The organism is Pseudoxanthomonas sp. z9 (assembly GCF_006542425.1).
In the GTDB taxonomy this organism is placed as follows: domain Bacteria; phylum Pseudomonadota; class Gammaproteobacteria; order Xanthomonadales; family Xanthomonadaceae; genus Pseudoxanthomonas_A.
Map to the genome: position 1 here is coordinate 167,251 of NZ_VFID01000012.1, position 15,461 is coordinate 182,711.

16 protein-coding genes and 1 riboswitch are annotated in these 15,461 nt (G+C 67.1%); of the genes, 12 read left to right on the top strand and 4 right to left on the bottom strand.

The window, feature by feature from the left end; translation table 11 throughout:
- Positions 1–130 precede the first annotated feature (130 nt).
- The gene (gene ilvD / locus FG323_RS14800) at positions 131–1,972 is read left to right on the top strand and encodes a dihydroxy-acid dehydratase (protein ID WP_141455477.1); all 1,842 of its coding nucleotides are present in this window, start codon (positions 131–133) and stop codon (positions 1,970–1,972) included.
- Positions 1,973–1,980: 8 nt separating this feature from the next.
- Positions 1,981–2,835, top strand: coding sequence for a PhnD/SsuA/transferrin family substrate-binding protein (locus tag FG323_RS14805; RefSeq protein WP_181444249.1), 855 nt, complete (start codon positions 1,981–1,983; stop codon positions 2,833–2,835).
- Positions 2,836–2,847: 12 nt separating this feature from the next.
- Here the strand turns inward: FG323_RS14805 and FG323_RS14810 are convergent, their stop codons facing one another.
- The gene (locus FG323_RS14810; protein ID WP_141455479.1) at positions 2,848–4,395 is read right to left on the bottom strand and encodes a BCCT family transporter; all 1,548 of its coding nucleotides are present in this window, start codon (positions 4,393–4,395) and stop codon (positions 2,848–2,850) included.
- Between the two features lie 217 nt (positions 4,396–4,612).
- The gene (locus FG323_RS14815) at positions 4,613–6,553 is read right to left on the bottom strand and encodes a S9 family peptidase (RefSeq protein ID WP_141455480.1); all 1,941 of its coding nucleotides are present in this window, start codon (positions 6,551–6,553) and stop codon (positions 4,613–4,615) included.
- 105 nt (positions 6,554–6,658) lie between these two features.
- A riboswitch (TPP riboswitch) is annotated at positions 6,659–6,762 on the top strand.
- A 70-nt stretch (positions 6,763–6,832) separates the two neighbouring features.
- Between FG323_RS14815 and thiC the strand changes: the two genes are divergently transcribed.
- From thiC to FG323_RS14830, 4 genes are all read left to right on the top strand, one after another.
- Positions 6,833–8,710: a phosphomethylpyrimidine synthase ThiC gene (gene thiC, locus FG323_RS14820; RefSeq protein WP_141455481.1), complete on the top strand. Its 1,878-nt coding sequence runs from the start codon at positions 6,833–6,835 to the stop codon at positions 8,708–8,710.
- A gap of 109 nt (positions 8,711–8,819) precedes the next feature.
- The gene (locus tag FG323_RS14825; RefSeq protein ID WP_141455482.1) at positions 8,820–9,431 is read left to right on the top strand and encodes a DUF4136 domain-containing protein; all 612 of its coding nucleotides are present in this window, start codon (positions 8,820–8,822) and stop codon (positions 9,429–9,431) included.
- Positions 9,428–9,595 carry a hypothetical protein gene (locus FG323_RS19745; protein WP_181444250.1) on the top strand — a complete coding sequence of 56 codons (168 nt, stop codon included), beginning with the start codon at positions 9,428–9,430 and terminating at the stop codon, positions 9,593–9,595. The genes FG323_RS14825 and FG323_RS19745 overlap by 4 nt, the downstream gene beginning before the upstream one ends.
- Before the next feature lie 7 nt (positions 9,596–9,602).
- Positions 9,603–10,283: an ion channel gene (locus FG323_RS14830; protein ID WP_141455483.1), complete on the top strand. Its 681-nt coding sequence runs from the start codon at positions 9,603–9,605 to the stop codon at positions 10,281–10,283.
- An 80-nt stretch (positions 10,284–10,363) separates the two neighbouring features.
- Here FG323_RS14830 and ppa read toward each other — a convergent pair whose 3' ends face one another.
- Complete coding sequence (ppa, locus tag FG323_RS14835; RefSeq protein WP_141455484.1) at positions 10,364–10,900, bottom strand: inorganic diphosphatase; 537 nt, start codon at positions 10,898–10,900, stop codon at positions 10,364–10,366.
- Positions 10,901–11,096: 196 nt separating this feature from the next.
- Between ppa and FG323_RS14840 the strand changes: the two genes are divergently transcribed.
- The 3 genes from FG323_RS14840 to FG323_RS14850 all read left to right on the top strand — a co-directional run bounded on the left by FG323_RS14840 (position 11,097) and on the right by FG323_RS14850 (position 13,103).
- Positions 11,097–11,885, top strand: coding sequence for a lytic transglycosylase domain-containing protein (locus FG323_RS14840; protein WP_141455485.1), 789 nt, complete (start codon positions 11,097–11,099; stop codon positions 11,883–11,885).
- Positions 11,886–12,002: 117 nt separating this feature from the next.
- On the top strand, positions 12,003–12,506 hold the full coding sequence (locus FG323_RS14845) for a hypothetical protein (RefSeq protein ID WP_141455486.1): 504 nt from the start codon (positions 12,003–12,005) through the stop codon (positions 12,504–12,506).
- Positions 12,507–12,593: 87 nt separating this feature from the next.
- Positions 12,594–13,103, top strand: coding sequence for a hypothetical protein (locus FG323_RS14850; RefSeq protein ID WP_141455487.1), 510 nt, complete (start codon positions 12,594–12,596; stop codon positions 13,101–13,103).
- A gap of 18 nt (positions 13,104–13,121) precedes the next feature.
- On the opposite strand, the gene FG323_RS14855 is transcribed toward FG323_RS14850, so the two are convergent.
- Complete coding sequence (locus tag FG323_RS14855) at positions 13,122–13,757, bottom strand: NAD-dependent dehydratase (RefSeq protein ID WP_141455488.1); 636 nt, start codon at positions 13,755–13,757, stop codon at positions 13,122–13,124.
- 167 nt (positions 13,758–13,924) lie between these two features.
- Between FG323_RS14855 and FG323_RS14860 the strand changes: the two genes are divergently transcribed.
- The 3 genes from FG323_RS14860 to FG323_RS14870 all read left to right on the top strand — a co-directional run bounded on the left by FG323_RS14860 (position 13,925) and on the right by FG323_RS14870 (position 15,422).
- On the top strand, positions 13,925–14,326 hold the full coding sequence (locus FG323_RS14860) for a hypothetical protein (protein ID WP_141455489.1): 402 nt from the start codon (positions 13,925–13,927) through the stop codon (positions 14,324–14,326).
- Positions 14,327–14,532: 206 nt separating this feature from the next.
- The gene (locus FG323_RS14865; protein ID WP_141455490.1) at positions 14,533–14,925 is read left to right on the top strand and encodes an EF-hand domain-containing protein; all 393 of its coding nucleotides are present in this window, start codon (positions 14,533–14,535) and stop codon (positions 14,923–14,925) included.
- A gap of 158 nt (positions 14,926–15,083) precedes the next feature.
- Positions 15,084–15,422: a hypothetical protein gene (locus FG323_RS14870; RefSeq protein WP_141455491.1), complete on the top strand. Its 339-nt coding sequence runs from the start codon at positions 15,084–15,086 to the stop codon at positions 15,420–15,422.
- Positions 15,423–15,461: the final 39 nt, after the last annotated feature.

The following is a 15,461-nucleotide window of genomic DNA, read 5'->3' on the forward strand; positions in this document are numbered from 1 at the left end:
TCAAGCGCGTCGGGAAAATTTTCGGTAATGTCCCGATGAGAGGCCGGTTTGCGTGGCGATGGTTGCAACTGCAACCATGAAAAGCCCGCAGAATCGCCGCCTTCCGCGCAACACGACTCCCCCGCAGACCATGCCTGAATACCGATCCAAGACCTCCACCCATGGGCGCAACATGGCCGGTGCCCGTGCGCTCTGGCGCGCCACCGGCATGAAGGACGGCGATTTCCAGAAGCCGATCATCGCCATCGCCAACTCGTTCACCCAGTTCGTGCCGGGCCACGTGCACCTGAAGGATCTCGGCCAGCTGGTCGCGCGCGAGATCGAGCGGGTCGGCGGCGTGGCCAAGGAATTCGACACCATCGCGGTCGACGACGGCATCGCGATGGGCCATGACGGCATGCTCTACTCGCTGCCCAGCCGCGAGGTCATCGCCGACTCGGTGGAGTACATGGTCAATGCGCACTGCGCCGATGCGCTGGTGTGCATTTCCAACTGCGACAAGATCACCCCGGGCATGCTGATGGCCGCGCTGCGGCTGAACATCCCCACCGTGTTCGTATCCGGCGGGCCGATGGAGGCGGGCAAGACGCGGCTGGCCGATCACAAGCTGGATCTCATCGACGCGATGGTGATGGCGGCGGATCCGAATGCCAGCGACGAGGCGGTGGCGGCGGTCGAGCGCAGCGCGTGCCCGACCTGCGGTTCCTGCTCGGGCATGTTCACCGCCAACTCGATGAACTGCCTGACCGAAGCCTTGGGCCTGTCGTTGCCGGGCAACGGCACGGTGGTCGCCACCCACGCCGATCGCGAGCAGCTGTTCCTGCGCGCCGGCCGGCTGGCGGTCGAACTGTGCCACCGCTGGTACGGCGGCGAGGATCCGACCGCGCTGCCGCGCGGCATCGCCACCTTCGAGGCTTTCGAGAACGCGATGACCCTGGACATCGCGATGGGCGGTTCGACCAACACCATCCTGCACCTGTTGGCGGCCGCACAGGAAGGCGAGGTGGCGTTCGACATGCGCGACATCGACCGGCTGTCACGGCGCGTGCCTCAACTGTGCAAGGTCGCGCCGAACACCCAGAAGTACCACATCGAGGATGTGCACCGGGCCGGCGGCATCATGGCGATCCTGGGCGAACTGGCGCGCGGCGGGCTGCTGCACACGCAGGTGGCGACGGTGCACGCGAAGACGCTGGGCGACGCGATCGCGCAGTGGGACGTGGGCGTGGTGGACGACGAGAAGGTCCACACCTTCTACAAGGCCGGGCCGGCCGGCATCCCGACCCAGGTCGCCTTCAGCCAGGCCACCCGCTGGCCGTCGCTGGACACCGATCGCGCCGAGGGCTGCATCCGCGACGTCGAACACGCCTTCTCGCAGGAAGGCGGGCTGGCGGTGCTGTACGGCAACATCGCCCGCGACGGTTGCGTGGTGAAGACCGCGGGCGTCGACGAATCCATCCACGTGTTCGAGGGCAACGCGCGTGTCTACGAAAGCCAGGACGCCGCGGTGAAGGGCATCCTCGGCGACGAGGTGAAGGCCGGCGACGTGGTGGTGATCCGCTACGAAGGGCCAAAGGGCGGGCCGGGCATGCAGGAAATGCTGTATCCGACCAGCTACCTGAAATCCAGGGGCCTGGGCAAGCAATGCGCACTGCTGACCGATGGGCGCTTCTCGGGTGGAACGTCCGGGCTGTCGATCGGCCATGCCTCGCCGGAAGCGGCGGCGGGCGGTGCGATTGGCCTGGTCCGCGACGGCGATCGCATCCGCATCGACATTCCCGCTCGCGGCATCAACCTGCTGGTGGACGAGGCGGAACTGGCCGCGCGCCGCGCCGAACAGGACGCGCGCGGATGGAAACCCGCGCAACCACGCGCGCGCCGGGTGACCACCGCGCTCAAGGCCTACGCCCTGCTCGCCACCAGCGCCGACAAGGGCGCGGTGCGCGACAAGGCGTTGTTGGACAACGCATGAGACCGCGCATGCTTCGACGGGCGGCCCGCCTCGCGGGTGGTATCGCACTCGCATCGCTGGCCGCGTCCGCCCTGGCGGTGGACTCCGAACCACTGGTGGTGGCTACCTATGCCTATCCGCAGCGGGATCGGGCGGCGGCGATCCGGCCGCTGGCCGACTACCTTGGCCGTCGCCTGCAGCGTCCCGTCGAAGTGCGCGTGTTGCCGTCGCCCAGCGCGCTGATTGCGGGCCTGGCGGCGGGAGACGTCGATGTCGCGGTACCCAACCTGCATGGTTACCTGCAGGCGTTGCGGTTGCCGCCGGGCAGCGTCGCCACGCTGCCGGTACCGGATGTTCCCGCCGCCCAGGCGCAGCGTTATCGCGCGGTGATCGTCGCGAGCCGGCCATTGGCGGGGAAGGCGCTTGCCGTAGAGGCCGCAACGCTCCGGTTGGCGCTGGTCGGCCGCGATTCGGCGTCGGGCGGGTTCGTGCCGCGCGGCGGACTGGCGGAATTGGGTATCGCGAATCCGGAAACCGCATTCGCACGGGTCGACTACGCAGGCTCCCATGCCGCGTCGCTGGCCTGGTTGAAGGAAGGCCGCGCCGACGTGGTCGCGTTGGCGGCGGACGTGTATGACGCGGAACCGCAGTCTGACCTGCACGAACTCTGGCGCTCGCCGGTCATTCCGCCCGGGCCGCTGCTGTGCCGGCCCGCCGCCGATCGGGACTGCGCCGCGATCGGTGGCGAACTGCTGGTCGCCGATCAGCATGATCCCGCGGTGATGGCGGGGCTGCGCGCCGGCTGGCCGGAGTTCGGCGACGCGGTGCGGCTGGTACCCGCCGACGAGGCGATGCTGGCGGAAATGGCCGGCCGGATCGACTGACGGCGAGCGCCGTCAGCGTTCTTCCGATTGCGCGGCGTCCTCGCGCGCGATCCAATCCATGATGAGGCGGCGTGCGCGTTGTTCGCGCCTGCGACCGAGCAGGTATTCCTGGTTCAGCGCCCGGTACAGGCCCAGCATCACCAGCAACAGCAGCAGCGCGAATGGCAGCGCGGTGATGGTGATGACACCCTGCAGGGCATCCAGCCCGCCGGCCAGCAGCAGGGTCGCCGCGACCAGCGCCACGCCCACGCCCCAGACCAGGCGCCGGCGCAGCGGCGGATCGCCGGCGGTGTCGGTGGACATGCTCGCCAGTACCAATACCGCCGAATCAGCCGAGGTCACGAAGAAGATCATCAACAGCAGCACCGCGATGCCGGCCAGCAGCGTCGACAGCGGCAGATGATCGAACAGGGTGAACAGCACGGTCTCATAGCCGCGCGCCAGGGGCGCGCCCATGTCCACGCCGCCGAGAATCTGCATCCACAACGCCGTGCCGCCGAACACCGAGAACCACACGAAACCCAGCAGGCTGGGGATGACCACCACGCCGAACACGAACTCTCGGATGGTGCGGCCGCGCGAGATGCGCGCGATGAACGCGCCCACGAACGGCGCCCAGGCTATCCACCAGGCCCAGTAGAAAATGGTCCAGTCGGCCACCCAGGTGCTGCCGGAGAACGGCGACATCCGCAGGCTCATGTTGACCAGCTGGTTGAGGTAGGTGCCCAGCGAGGTGGTGAAGGTGTCGAAGATGAAACCGGTGGGCCCCAGCACGAGCACCATCGCCAGCAGCAGCGCGGCCAGCCCGAGGTTGAAGTTGGACAGCCACTTGATGCCGCGATCGACGCCGCTGATCGTGGACGCCATGTAGAGCACGAATGCCACGCCGATGATCGCGAGTTCGGTGCCGATTGAATCGGGAATGCCGGTGACGCGCGCCAGGCCGGCGGCGATCTGGATGGTGCCGAAACCCAGCGTGGTGGCCACGCCGACCGCGGTGGCGACGACTGCGGCGATGTTCACCGCATGGCCGATCCAGCCGCGATGATGCCGGCCGATCACCGGTTGCAGCAGATCGCTGATCAGGCCGCGCCCGCCGCGGTTGAACTGGAACCAGGCCATCGCCAGTCCGATCAGCGCATAGATCGCCCACGGATGCAGGCCCCAGTGGAAGAACACGTAGCGCATTGATGCGCGCGCGGCATCCAGGCTTGCGGGCGCCAGCCCTTCCGGTGGCTTGAAGTAGTGGGAAACCGGTTCGGCGGCGCCCCAGAACACCAGGCCGATGCCCATGCCGGTGGCGAACAGCATCGCCAGCCAGCTGGCATTGGAGAATTCCGGCTCGGCGTCCTCGCCACCAATGCGCAGGTTGGCGAAGCGCCCCACGGCCAGATACAGCAGGAAGACCAGCGCGGCGAACACGATCAGCAGGTACAGCCAGCCGGCACTGGAAATGATCCCGGCCAGCTGCTGCTGGATCCAGGCGTTGAAGGGACCGGGTGCGAGACCGGCGGCGGCGACCAGGAGGGCCACCAGCAGGATGGAGATACGGAAAACCACGCAGGCCTCCTTGTCATGAACGGAGTCGCCCGCTGGTGGAAAGAAAAGGCCCCGTGCAAGGGCTTGGCGTCACCAGCGGGCGCGCATGATAGCAATCCGCTCGTTTACGTTCCCTGATGACGGGGCCGCGGGTGGAATACGGGTTACAGCGCGGCGTCGGATCGGAATCGGACGCCACGGGCCCGCCTTTCGTCCCGGGACGAAAGGCGGGGCGCGATCACGGCTTGCCGGGACCGATGTTCCGCGAAAGGAAGGCTTCCAGCCGCTGGTAGAACGCGATGTTGTTTTCTTCCTTGTAGAAGCCGTGGCCCTCCTTGGGCACCGCCATCCATTCAGGCTTGTTTCCCGCGCGTTCCAGCGCATCCTTCATTGCACGCGCCTGCGCGAACGGCGTGCGTTCGTCGATTTCGCCGTGTACCAGCAGGACAGGCACCTTGATGCCTGCCGCCAGCGAGGTGGGCGAATTAGCCGCCAGTTCCGCGTCATCCTTGCCAACCACGCGCTCGAGGTAGTTACGACCGTAGCGGGTCGATTTGATGTCGCCCTTGCTGTACATCATCTTCAGATCGTAGAGGCCGGACACGCCGACCGCGCATTTGATGAGGTCCGGGGCCTTGGCCGCGGTCATCATCGCGGAGTAGCCGCCGAAGCTGGCGCCATAGGAACAGATGCGCGCGGGATCCGCGTAGCCCTGTCCAACCGCCCAGCGGACGCCATCCAGCAGATCGTCCTGGATGCGGGTTCCCCATTTCAGGTAGCCGGCCTGCTCGAAGCGATAGCCACGCCCCTTGGACCCGCGGAAATTGACTTGCAGGACGAGGTAGCCGCGGCTCGCGAGGAACTGCGCATCGGTATCGAATGCCCAGTCGTCGCCGACCGCGTGCGGCCCGCCATGGGGAAGCAGGATCATCGGCAGCCGCGACGGTTGCTGGACGCCTGACGGGAGGGTCAGGAAGCCATCCAGCTCCACGCCGTCGCTGGCTTTGAAGCGGAAGGGACGACGTTCGCCCATGCGGGCGGGATCCAGTCCTTCCCGTCCCGCCAGCAGCCGGGAGACCTTCATCTGCTTGCGATCGAACAGGTACCAGGCGCCGGGATCGCGATCGCTGTAGGCGTACAGCAGGGACACCGCGCCATCGCCGCTGTGATTGACATAGGTGACGTACATGCCCGGGAAGCTCTGGTTGAGCTTCTGGTGCAACTGGGCTTCCGCGGACGCCGCATCGAAGTACACCATCCGCGGCTTGCCCTCGCCGAGCGTGGCGGCGAAGGGCTCCATGGGGGCCGCGGTCCATTCCACGTCGCCCACGCTGCCGAAATCATCCTTGGCCAGCACGGTGCGGTCCTGGCCCCGCAAGTCGGACTTGACCAGCATGGACGGCCCGCCGTCTTCGCTGAAGGAGGCGAACAGATGCTTCCCATCCGCGGAAAACGAGTAGGGCACGAACTTGCCGCCCAGTTCCTTGCCCGAAACGGGCGCCCAGTTCTCACCCTGTGCATCGGCGGCGTACAGCAGGTAGTTGTTGTTGTCGTCCGTTCCCGACGCGAAGCGCGGGACACCCGCACGGTCGAGGGTGAATGACAGGTCCTTGACCGGGATGTCGGCGACCAGGCGGGCGGTCGTGCGTTCGGCATCCACGTCGTACAACTGCGAGCGGTTCGTGCCCATGGAAAGCCGGCGCATGTAGAAATGGCCATTCCGCACTTCGGGCACGCCCTCGATATAGCCGAAACCGGCGTCGATCCCGGCCGTGCGCGTGCTCTGCTGGTAGCCGAACACGTACTTCTGGTTCTTGCCGTCGAAGTCGGTGGCGATGATTTCGCCCATCGGGGTCGGCTCCTCGCGCGAGCCCATCTGCCGGCCCTTGGCGATCACCAGCCGCTTCGGACTGACCCAGTAGATTTGCGCAGGCAGTTCGTAGCGGGGCAGGCGCAGCAGCGCGGTCTGCTGCATGTCCTGCAGGCGGTAGATCAGCAGCGCATGGTTGCCATCACCGAAGTCGGCGGCGACGGACAGGTGCTGTCCGTCGGGCGACAGGCGCGGCGAATGCAGCTTGTTGGAATTCGCGAAAGCCTGGACCGGTACCGGCTCGGCCGCGGTGACGTGTGACGACAGCGCGCACAATGCTGCGAAGGCAGCAATCTTCCCTTTGTTCATGTTTCCCCTGGAGGCTCCGTGTATCCCCAGGAAGAGGGTAACCCGTCGCTTCGCCCGGCGTCATCGGCCGCCAATGGCGTTCCGGGCGGTTTGGTTGTCTAATAGCGCCCGAAGCGGGGGTATCGCTGGCTTGTCGGGCGGCGGTTGAGACAGACCCTTCGAACCTGATCCGGTTAAGACCGGCGTAGGGAAGCTTCGCAGGACGCGACCGATCGCCAGCGATCCGCCCGCGTTCCATGCGCCGCCGCTTCGTCCCGCTTTCCAACCAGGACGATGCCGATGAACGCCGTGCCCTCCCGCCTGCTGCAGGATACCCAGCAGCTCTCCGAATCCGTCACCCGCCCGATTCCCGGTTCGCGCAAGGTCTTCGTGGCCGGTTCGCGGCCGGATTTGCGCGTGCCGATGCGCGAAATCGCGCTGACCCGCACGCCGACCCTGTTCGGGGGCGAGGAGAACGCGCCGGTTACCGTCTACGACACCTCCGGCCCTTACACCGATCCGGATGCGCGCATCGATCTGGCGGCCGGCCTGCCGGCATTGCGCGCGCGCTGGATCGAAGAGCGCGGCGATACCGAAGCGCTGTCCGCGTTGAGCTCGGAATTCGGCCGTTCGCGCGAGACCAATCCGAAGTTGGACGCGGTCCGCTTCCCCGGTCGCATGCTGCCGCGCCGCGCCAAGGCCGGCGCCAACGTCAGCCAGATGCACTATGCGCGCAAGGGCATCGTGACGCCGGAGATGGAATACGTCGCCATCCGCGAGAACCAGAGGCTGGAAGCGGTACGCGAGGCCCTGCTGCTGGCGCAGCATCCGGGCGAAAGCTTCGGCGCGAGCATCCAGAAGATCATCACGCCGGAGTTCGTGCGCGATGAGATCGCCCGCGGCCGGGCGATCCTGCCGAACAACATCAACCACCCGGAGAGCGAGCCGATGATCATCGGCCGCAACTTCCTGACCAAGATCAACGCCAACATCGGCAACAGCGCGGTCTCCTCCGGCATCGCCGAGGAAGTGGAGAAGCTGGTCTGGTCGATCCGCTGGGGCGGCGACACGGTGATGGATCTGTCCACCGGCAAACACATCCACGAGACCCGCGAGTGGATCATCCGCAACTCGCCGGTGCCGATCGGCACCGTGCCGATCTACCAGGCGCTGGAGAAGGTCGATGGCCGTGCGGAGGAACTGACCTGGGAGATTTTCCGCGACACCCTGGTCGAACAGGCCGAGCAGGGCGTGGACTACTTCACCATCCATGCCGGCGTGCTGCTGCGCTATGTGCCGCTGACCGCGAAGCGGGTCACCGGCATCGTTTCGCGTGGTGGTTCGATCCTGGCCAAGTGGTGCCTGGCGCACCACAAGGAGAATTTCCTCTACACCCACTTCGAGGAAATCTGCGAGATCATGAAGGCCTACGACGTGGCCTTCAGCCTGGGCGACGGCCTGCGCCCGGGCTGCATCGCCGACGCCAACGACGCCGCCCAGTTCGGCGAACTGGAAACCCTGGGCGAACTGACCAAGATCGCGTGGAAGCACGATGTCCAGACCATGATCGAAGGCCCCGGCCACGTGCCGATGCAGCTGATCAAGGAGAACATGGACAAGCAGCTGCGCGAGTGCGGCGAGGCGCCGTTCTACACGCTCGGACCGCTGACCACCGACATCGCGCCGGGCTACGACCACATCACCAGCGCCATCGGCGCGGCGATGATCGGCTGGTACGGTACCGCGATGCTCTGCTACGTGACGCCCAAGGAACACCTGGGCCTGCCCAACCGCCAGGACGTGCGTGACGGCATCATGGCCTACAAGATCGCCGCCCATGCCGCGGATCTGGCCAAGGGCCATCCCGGCGCGCAGGTGCGCGACAACGCGCTGAGCAAGGCGCGCTTCGAGTTCCGCTGGGAGGATCAGTTCCACCTGGGCCTGGATCCGGAGAAGGCCAAGGAGTTCCACGACGAGACCCTGCCCAAGGACGCGCACAAGCTGGCCCATTTCTGTTCGATGTGCGGCCCGCACTTCTGCTCGATGAAGATCACCCAGGATGTGCGCGACTACGCCGCCGAGCACGGCGTGGATGAACAGCAGGCGATCGAGGCCGGCATGGCCGAGAAGTCGGCCGAATTCCTCGCCCAGGGCGCGAAGGTCTACCACCAGGGCTGAACCATGCGGCGGGCGGATGCGTCCGTTCGCCGTCTTTCCGGGGCGGCGGGGCTTGTGCCGCCGCCGCGCCCGCGCCACGCTTGGGGTCCCGGACAGGAGAATGCCGAACATGCGCCAAGCCATCCCATTCCTCACCCGCGGCCTGCTGCTGGCCGGGGTCCTGCTGCTGGCGGCTTGCGCCACCGGTCCGCGCATCAGCAGCGAAGCCGATCCTTCCGCCGATTTCGCCGGCTACCGCAGTTTCTCGTTCTATTCGCCGCTGGCGGTGGAGAGCGAGGGCTACGCGACCATCACCAGCGCCCGGCTGAAGGCGGCGGCCCGCGCCCAGATGGAATCGCGGGGCTACGTCTACGAAGAGAAATCGCCGGACCTGTGGCTGAACATCAATGCCTACATGCAGGAAAAGACCGACGTGGTCAGCATGCCGGACGTGGACTACAACTACTACTACAGCTATCGCGCCCGCCGGTACGTCGCGGTTCCCTACTGGTACGACCGCACCAACGTCTACCAGTACACCGAGGGCACGCTGAACTTCGATCTGGTCGACGCCAAGCGCAACCAGCTGGTGTGGGAGGGCATCGCGGTCGGCCGCGTCGCCAACGCCAAGCCGGCTGAACGCGCCGCGCGGCTGGACCAGGCGGTCGCCGACATCTTTGCGCGTTACCCATACCGGGCCGGCAGCGGTACCCCGGTCGTTCCCGCGGCGCCGCGCAAATGAGCGGCGCGGCGAGTGCGGCCCGGGCGGGCATCGGCTTCGGCACGGCGTTGGCGATCACCATTTCCTGGAGCGCCAACAAGTCGCTGCTATGGGCCATCATCCACGGCCTGCTGTCGTGGATCTACGTGATCTATTACGCGCTGGTCTACCACTTCAAGGGTTGAGATGGGCATGACCTGGCTCCGCTGGCTGGTTACCGCGCGCCGGCACCCGTCGGCGTGGTTGCTGCTGGTGCAGCTTGGCGGGGTGCTGCTGTACCCGGTGATGGAAAGCACCGCCGGCGGCCGCGCGCTGTTCGGGGCTTTCGGGATCCTGGTCCTGGCGCTGGCGCTGTGGGTGGTCAACCGCAGCCCGCTGCGGCTGTGGTTCGCGCTGGCGCTGGGCGTGCCGTCGGTGGTGCTGTCGCTGCTGGCCGCGATCACCGACAACAACGTGCTGTATACCCTCGCGCACCTGCTGGAGAGCGCGCTGTACTTCTATACGGCCGGCAGCCTGATGGCCTACATGCTGCAGGACCACGAGGTTTCCAGCGACGAACTGTTCGCCGCCGGCGCAACCTTCACCCTGCTGGCGTGGGCGTTCGCGTTCGCCTTCTCGGTCTGCCAGCAGTGGTATCCGGGCAGCTTCATCGCGGCGGTGAATCCGGAGCAACCGCGCACCTGGATGGAGTTGCTGTTCCTCAGTTTCAGCCTGCTTTCGGGCGTGGGCCTGAGCGACATCGTGCCGGTGCAGGCGCAGGCGCGCGCGCTGGTGATGCTGGAACAGTTCGCCGGGGTCATGTACATCGCCCTGGTGGTGTCGCGGCTGATCGGCCTGACCACCCTGAAGATGGGGATGCGCAAGAGCGGTTGAACCCGGCTTGGCAACGGTCGGCCCATGCAAACAAAAAAGCCCGCCGATGGCGGGCTTTTTGCTGCGAGCGCGGGACCGGCCTACTTTTTCAGTTCGGCGTAGCGCTGCATCGCCTCGACCAGCACCTGCTTGGCGTCGGCGGCATTGCCCCAACCATCCAGCTTCACCCACTTGCCCTTCTCCAGATCCTTGTAGTGCTCGAAGAAGTGGCCGATGCGCTCCAGCCAGTGCGGGCTGACCTGATCGATGTCGTTGATGTGCTTGTAGCCGGAGAAAACCTTCTCGACCGGCACCGCCAGCAGCTTCTCGTCGCTGCCGGCCTCGTCGCTCATGCGCAGCACGCCGACCGGGCGGCAGCGGATGACCGAGCCGGGGATCAGCGGCAACGGCAGTACCACCAGCACGTCGGCGGGATCGCCGTCGCCGCACTGGGTGTTGGGCACGTAGCCGTAGTTGCAGGGATAGCGCATCGGGGTGGAGAGGATGCGATCGACGAAGATCGCCCCGCTTTCCTTGTCCACTTCGTACTTCACCGGTTCCGAATCCTTCGGGATTTCGATGATGACGTTGATTTCTTCCGGCGGGTTCTTGCCGGTGGAAACGTGGTCCAGACCCATGATGCGTGTGCTCCAGAGCGTGCGGAATGACAGGGCCGGCAATTCTACGCGGTTGCCTGCTGCGGCGCAGCAGGGCCGGGCTGGCGGACTTTCCGGGAGGGGCAGGAATCCCCGCGGAGCCGGTGCGCGGGGCCAGCCGCCGCCGGTCCGCCATGGGGGTTGCGGCTCAGCTTGCCGGCCCTAGAATCCGCCCCGTATGCGCCACCCCTCCGTCCTGCTGGTCTGCCTGCTGGTCTTCCTGGCCGGCCCGGGCGTGCCCGAGGCCCAGGCGCGGACGGTCTACCGCTGCGTGCGCGACGGTACCGTCAGCCTGGCCACGGCGCCGGAGCCGGGGTCGCGCTGCCAGGCGAAGGAAATCGACGACAACGCCGTGCAGACCCCGAACCTGTGGGGGCGGATGGGCATCTTCAGCGGCACCCTGTACGAGCGCGAACAGGATGGCCAGTTGGTGTACAGCACCCGCAACCTGCCCGGGTCGCGGGTCTACCTGAAGTTCACCGTCGCCACCCCACCGGGAGAACCGGCCCATCCGGGGCTGGGCAAGGTCGGCAAGCCGCGCCTGAACATGTATCCGGTGGATTTCCGCACGGCGGCGAAGAATACCGGCGTGGACGATGCCTGGCTGCGCGCGATTGCCCATGCGGAAAGCGATTTCGACGCCAAGGCGGTCTCCTCCAAGGGAGCCAAGGGCGTGATGCAGCTGATGCCGGAGGTGGCGACCGAGTACGGGGTGACCGATCCGTTCTCCTCCACCCAGTCCATCGACGCCGGCGCGCGCCATCTCAGGCAGCTGATGCGCCGCTACAAGGGCGATCTGACCTTGGTCGCAGCGGCCTACAACGCCGGCATCGGCACCGTCACCCGCTACGGCGGGGTGCCGCCCTATGCCGAAACCCGGGAATACGTGGCCAAGGTCACCGCCCTGTACGACCTGTACCTGCGCGCGCTCGGCCGCAAGAGCGCTCCCGAACGCCCGGCGCAGTAACCGGCCGGCGAACCGGGCACCGGCTTCGGCGTGCGCGGCGCCCCTTCACTTCCACATCCCCCGTGCGGGCCTATGGTCTGGATCAGGCTGGATGACAGCCGCCCACGGGAGAACGCCATGAAACGACGTGTTTTCAGCGCTCCGGACCTGGGTACCGCGGAACAGGCCATGGGTGCCGCGCTCCGACTCGGCATCCGCCCCGGCCATGCCGCGGTCCTGGCCCAGTCCGACATCGAGATGACCCAGGTCCCCGATGCCGAGAAGGAAGCCTCGCCGACCGACTTCATTCCCGCCGCGTGGCGCGGAATCGTGGGCGGTGGCGTCATCGGGCTGATCGGTGGGCTGGTCGGCATGTGGCTGCCGCAGGCCGGGTTCCATGCGCTCGGGGTGATCATCACCACCCTGGTGGGCGCGACGGTCGGTGGCTGGTCCGCCGCGCTGGCCGGGTCCACGGTGCCCAGCGAGGTTCGCCGCGACTACGAGCGCGAAATCGAGGCCGGCCGCCTGCTGGTGGTGATCGACGGCGAGGACGACGCGCTGCTGGACCGCGCCAGCCAGGCGATCGCCGCCACCGACGGCATGCAACCGTTGCGGCAGGTGCCGCATGGGCTGCTGCACTGAGCCTCACCCGCAACTGATGACAACCGTCACTGGTCCCGGCGCCCCGCCGGGACCTAAGGTGGGCCACCCAATCCCCGGATGCCCGCCATGCCCGCCGTCGCCCTGCCAGCCTTGACTCCCTATCTCGTCACCGCGGGAATCGGCTGGATCATGTATCGCCGCATCCGTCGCAGCTTCGGCCGCCAGCCCTGGCAGCCCAAGCGTACCGTGCTCCGCCTGGTCCTGATGGTGCTGCTGCTGGGCATGCTGCTGTTCGGCGCCGCGTTCCTGCCCGGGGTGGCGACCGGCGTCGCCGCCGGGCTGGCGGGTGGCCTGCTGCTGGGCGGATTCGCGCTGCGGCATACGCGTGTGGAATGGCATGAAGGGCTGCCGACCTACGTGCCGAACCCGTGGTTCGGCGGCATCCTGACCCTGCTGCTGGTCGGTCGCCTGGCATGGCGCTGGTCGCAGGGCGCGTTCGCGGACGGCGCGACGGCCACCGCACAGCAGGCCAGTCCGCTGACGATGGGATTCGCGGCGGCGCTGGTCGGTTATTTCCTGCTGCTCAATGCCGGCCTGTGGTGGCGCATGCGGCGCCTGCACGCCACGGTCGGCTAGGCGGATGTCGGCCCCGAATCAGCGCGCAATCGCTTCGGACTCGATGATCCGCGTACCGGGCGTCGCCGCATGGGCGGCCTCCAGCAATGCGGAGGCCACCGCGGTCGCCGGGACCACCCGGTAGCGCGCGGGCACCAGCGGCGAGAGCGTGGTCAGCAGGCGCAGCGCGAGGTGCTCGCCGGTGCGCGTCCGGGCGCGTTCGCCGCCCAGCAGGGAAGGGCGGATGAAGGTGAGCGAATCGAAGCCGCAGGCGGACAGCGCCTGTTCCAGCTCTCCTTTCGTGCGCGAGTAGAAGATCCGCGAATCCGCGCGTGCGCCGGCGGCCGAGGTGACCGCCAGCGTGCGCGCGCCGTGCTGGTGCAACAGGCGGGCGAGCGCGAGCGGATAGTCGAAGTCGACCCGGCGGAAGGCATCGCGCGAGCCGGCGTCGCGCAGGGTCGTGCCCAGCGCGCAGACCATGGCGTCGGCGCGCCAATAGTCGGCCGCCGGATCCAGCCGCTCGAAATCGATGACCGGGTTCGACAATCGCGGATGCGGGGGCAAGGGACGACGGGTGGGCGCGATGACCCTGCCGACGCGGGCATCCGCCAACGCGAGCGCCAGCACCGCCTGGCCCACCAGTCCCGTGCTTCCCGCGAGCAGCAGCCGTTCCATTCCGTCCTCCCGTGGCGGATTTCCGCCGTGGCCCGGCACGACGATATTCAGAGGTGCAACGGTGCCGCCGCGCGCATCACGTATCCTATGCCATCGCCGCCGGACGCTGCGGCACCTGCACGATCCGCGTTGCCGGATCCCCGCGTGACGGGAGCACGCATGAACGCATGAACCTGCCCTTGCACTATGGATTCCTCGGCGCGCTGGAAGCCTGCCTGATCGCATTCGCCATCGGCCTGCTGGTCTATGCCGGCTGGCAGGCGATCTGCCGGGCGCTGGGCTGGTCGATCGGGCACGCGATCGGATGGTCGTGCGTGATCGCGGTCATCATCGGCGCCGGCATCGACACCTGGAACCTGTTCTACCTGGGCATGGTGAAGCTGGAGTCGCCGCTGTACGCCCGCATCGCGCTCAAGGCGATCCATGATCCGGACGCGCTGGGCACACGCGTGGTGATGGAGATCATCGGCGCGCTGACAGGCGTGGTGATGGGTTGGCAATGGTTCAGCCGAGCCTGGCGTGAAGGGTCCGTTCGCGAGCAAGAAAAAAACACGCGGATTGAACACTGATCTGACGCATGCATCACGCTGCGATACGCCTTGCACATAGCCATCACGTATCGCTAACGAACGATGTAATCGAAAAAAAATCGCGGGTGGTTAAGCCTGCGTGCACATTCATTTCGCGCCGCAGGATTGATTCAGAAGCACAACGGCATCGTCGGCATCGTGCGCTACAGGACGCACTTCCTAATTCCATAACGGAGCAAACGACGATGACCAAGAACAACACCCGCAAGCCGCTGATTGCCCTGATCGCCCTGGGTGCCGCCGTCGCCATGCCGATGGCGTTCGCGCAGGATACGCAGGCCCAGCAGCAGCCGCAGCAGACCCAGCAGGCCGAGCCGACCCAGCAGGCGCAGCCGACCACGGATCAGGCGGCGGGCGGTGCGGAGCAGTCCGCCCAGCAGTCGACCCAGTCGGGCAGCCAGCAGGGCTGGGCCGATATCGACAAGGACGGCGACGGCAACATCACCAAGGAAGAGGCCGCGGCCAACGCCGGCCTTTCCCAGGTGTTCGACAAGGCCGATGGTGACGCCGATGGCAAGCTGACCGCCGACGAGTACAAGGCGTTCGTCGAAAAGAACTACAGCGAGCCGCAGAAGTAAGTCGCGCAACGCGGTCATCGTGACTGCAGGATGGCGGCGCAGCGCACCGTCATCGCGCCCGCGGAGGGCGGCATTGCCGCCCTCCGTCTCCAGCGAGCCGCTGTTCCCCGTGCCCGGATGCCTGCATCGGCGGGAGTACGCAGCAACAGGAGGAGCGCATGAAAAACCCAACTCCCCGGTTCCATTTTCCGCTGGCCCTGCTGGTTGCCGCGATGGCGGCATCCACGCCGGCCGTGGCCCAGGATCGCGAGGCCCAGGAACAACGCCAGGAGACCCCTCCGCGGCAAACCGACACCCCGCCGGCCAACGACGCGGCCACGCCCGCGCCCCGGCCGTTCGAAGAGCTTGACGCGAATGGCGATGGCAGTGTCTCCAAGGATGAAGCCGCGGTCGATCCCGCATTGACCCAGGCCTTTGGAACCCTCGATCAGGACGCCGACGGCAAACTCGCACCCGCCGAGTACGCCGCCTACAAGCCGGCCGGCAACGGCCGCTGATCTTTTCACCGCCGCGGCACGATCCGCGATCGCAAGCGG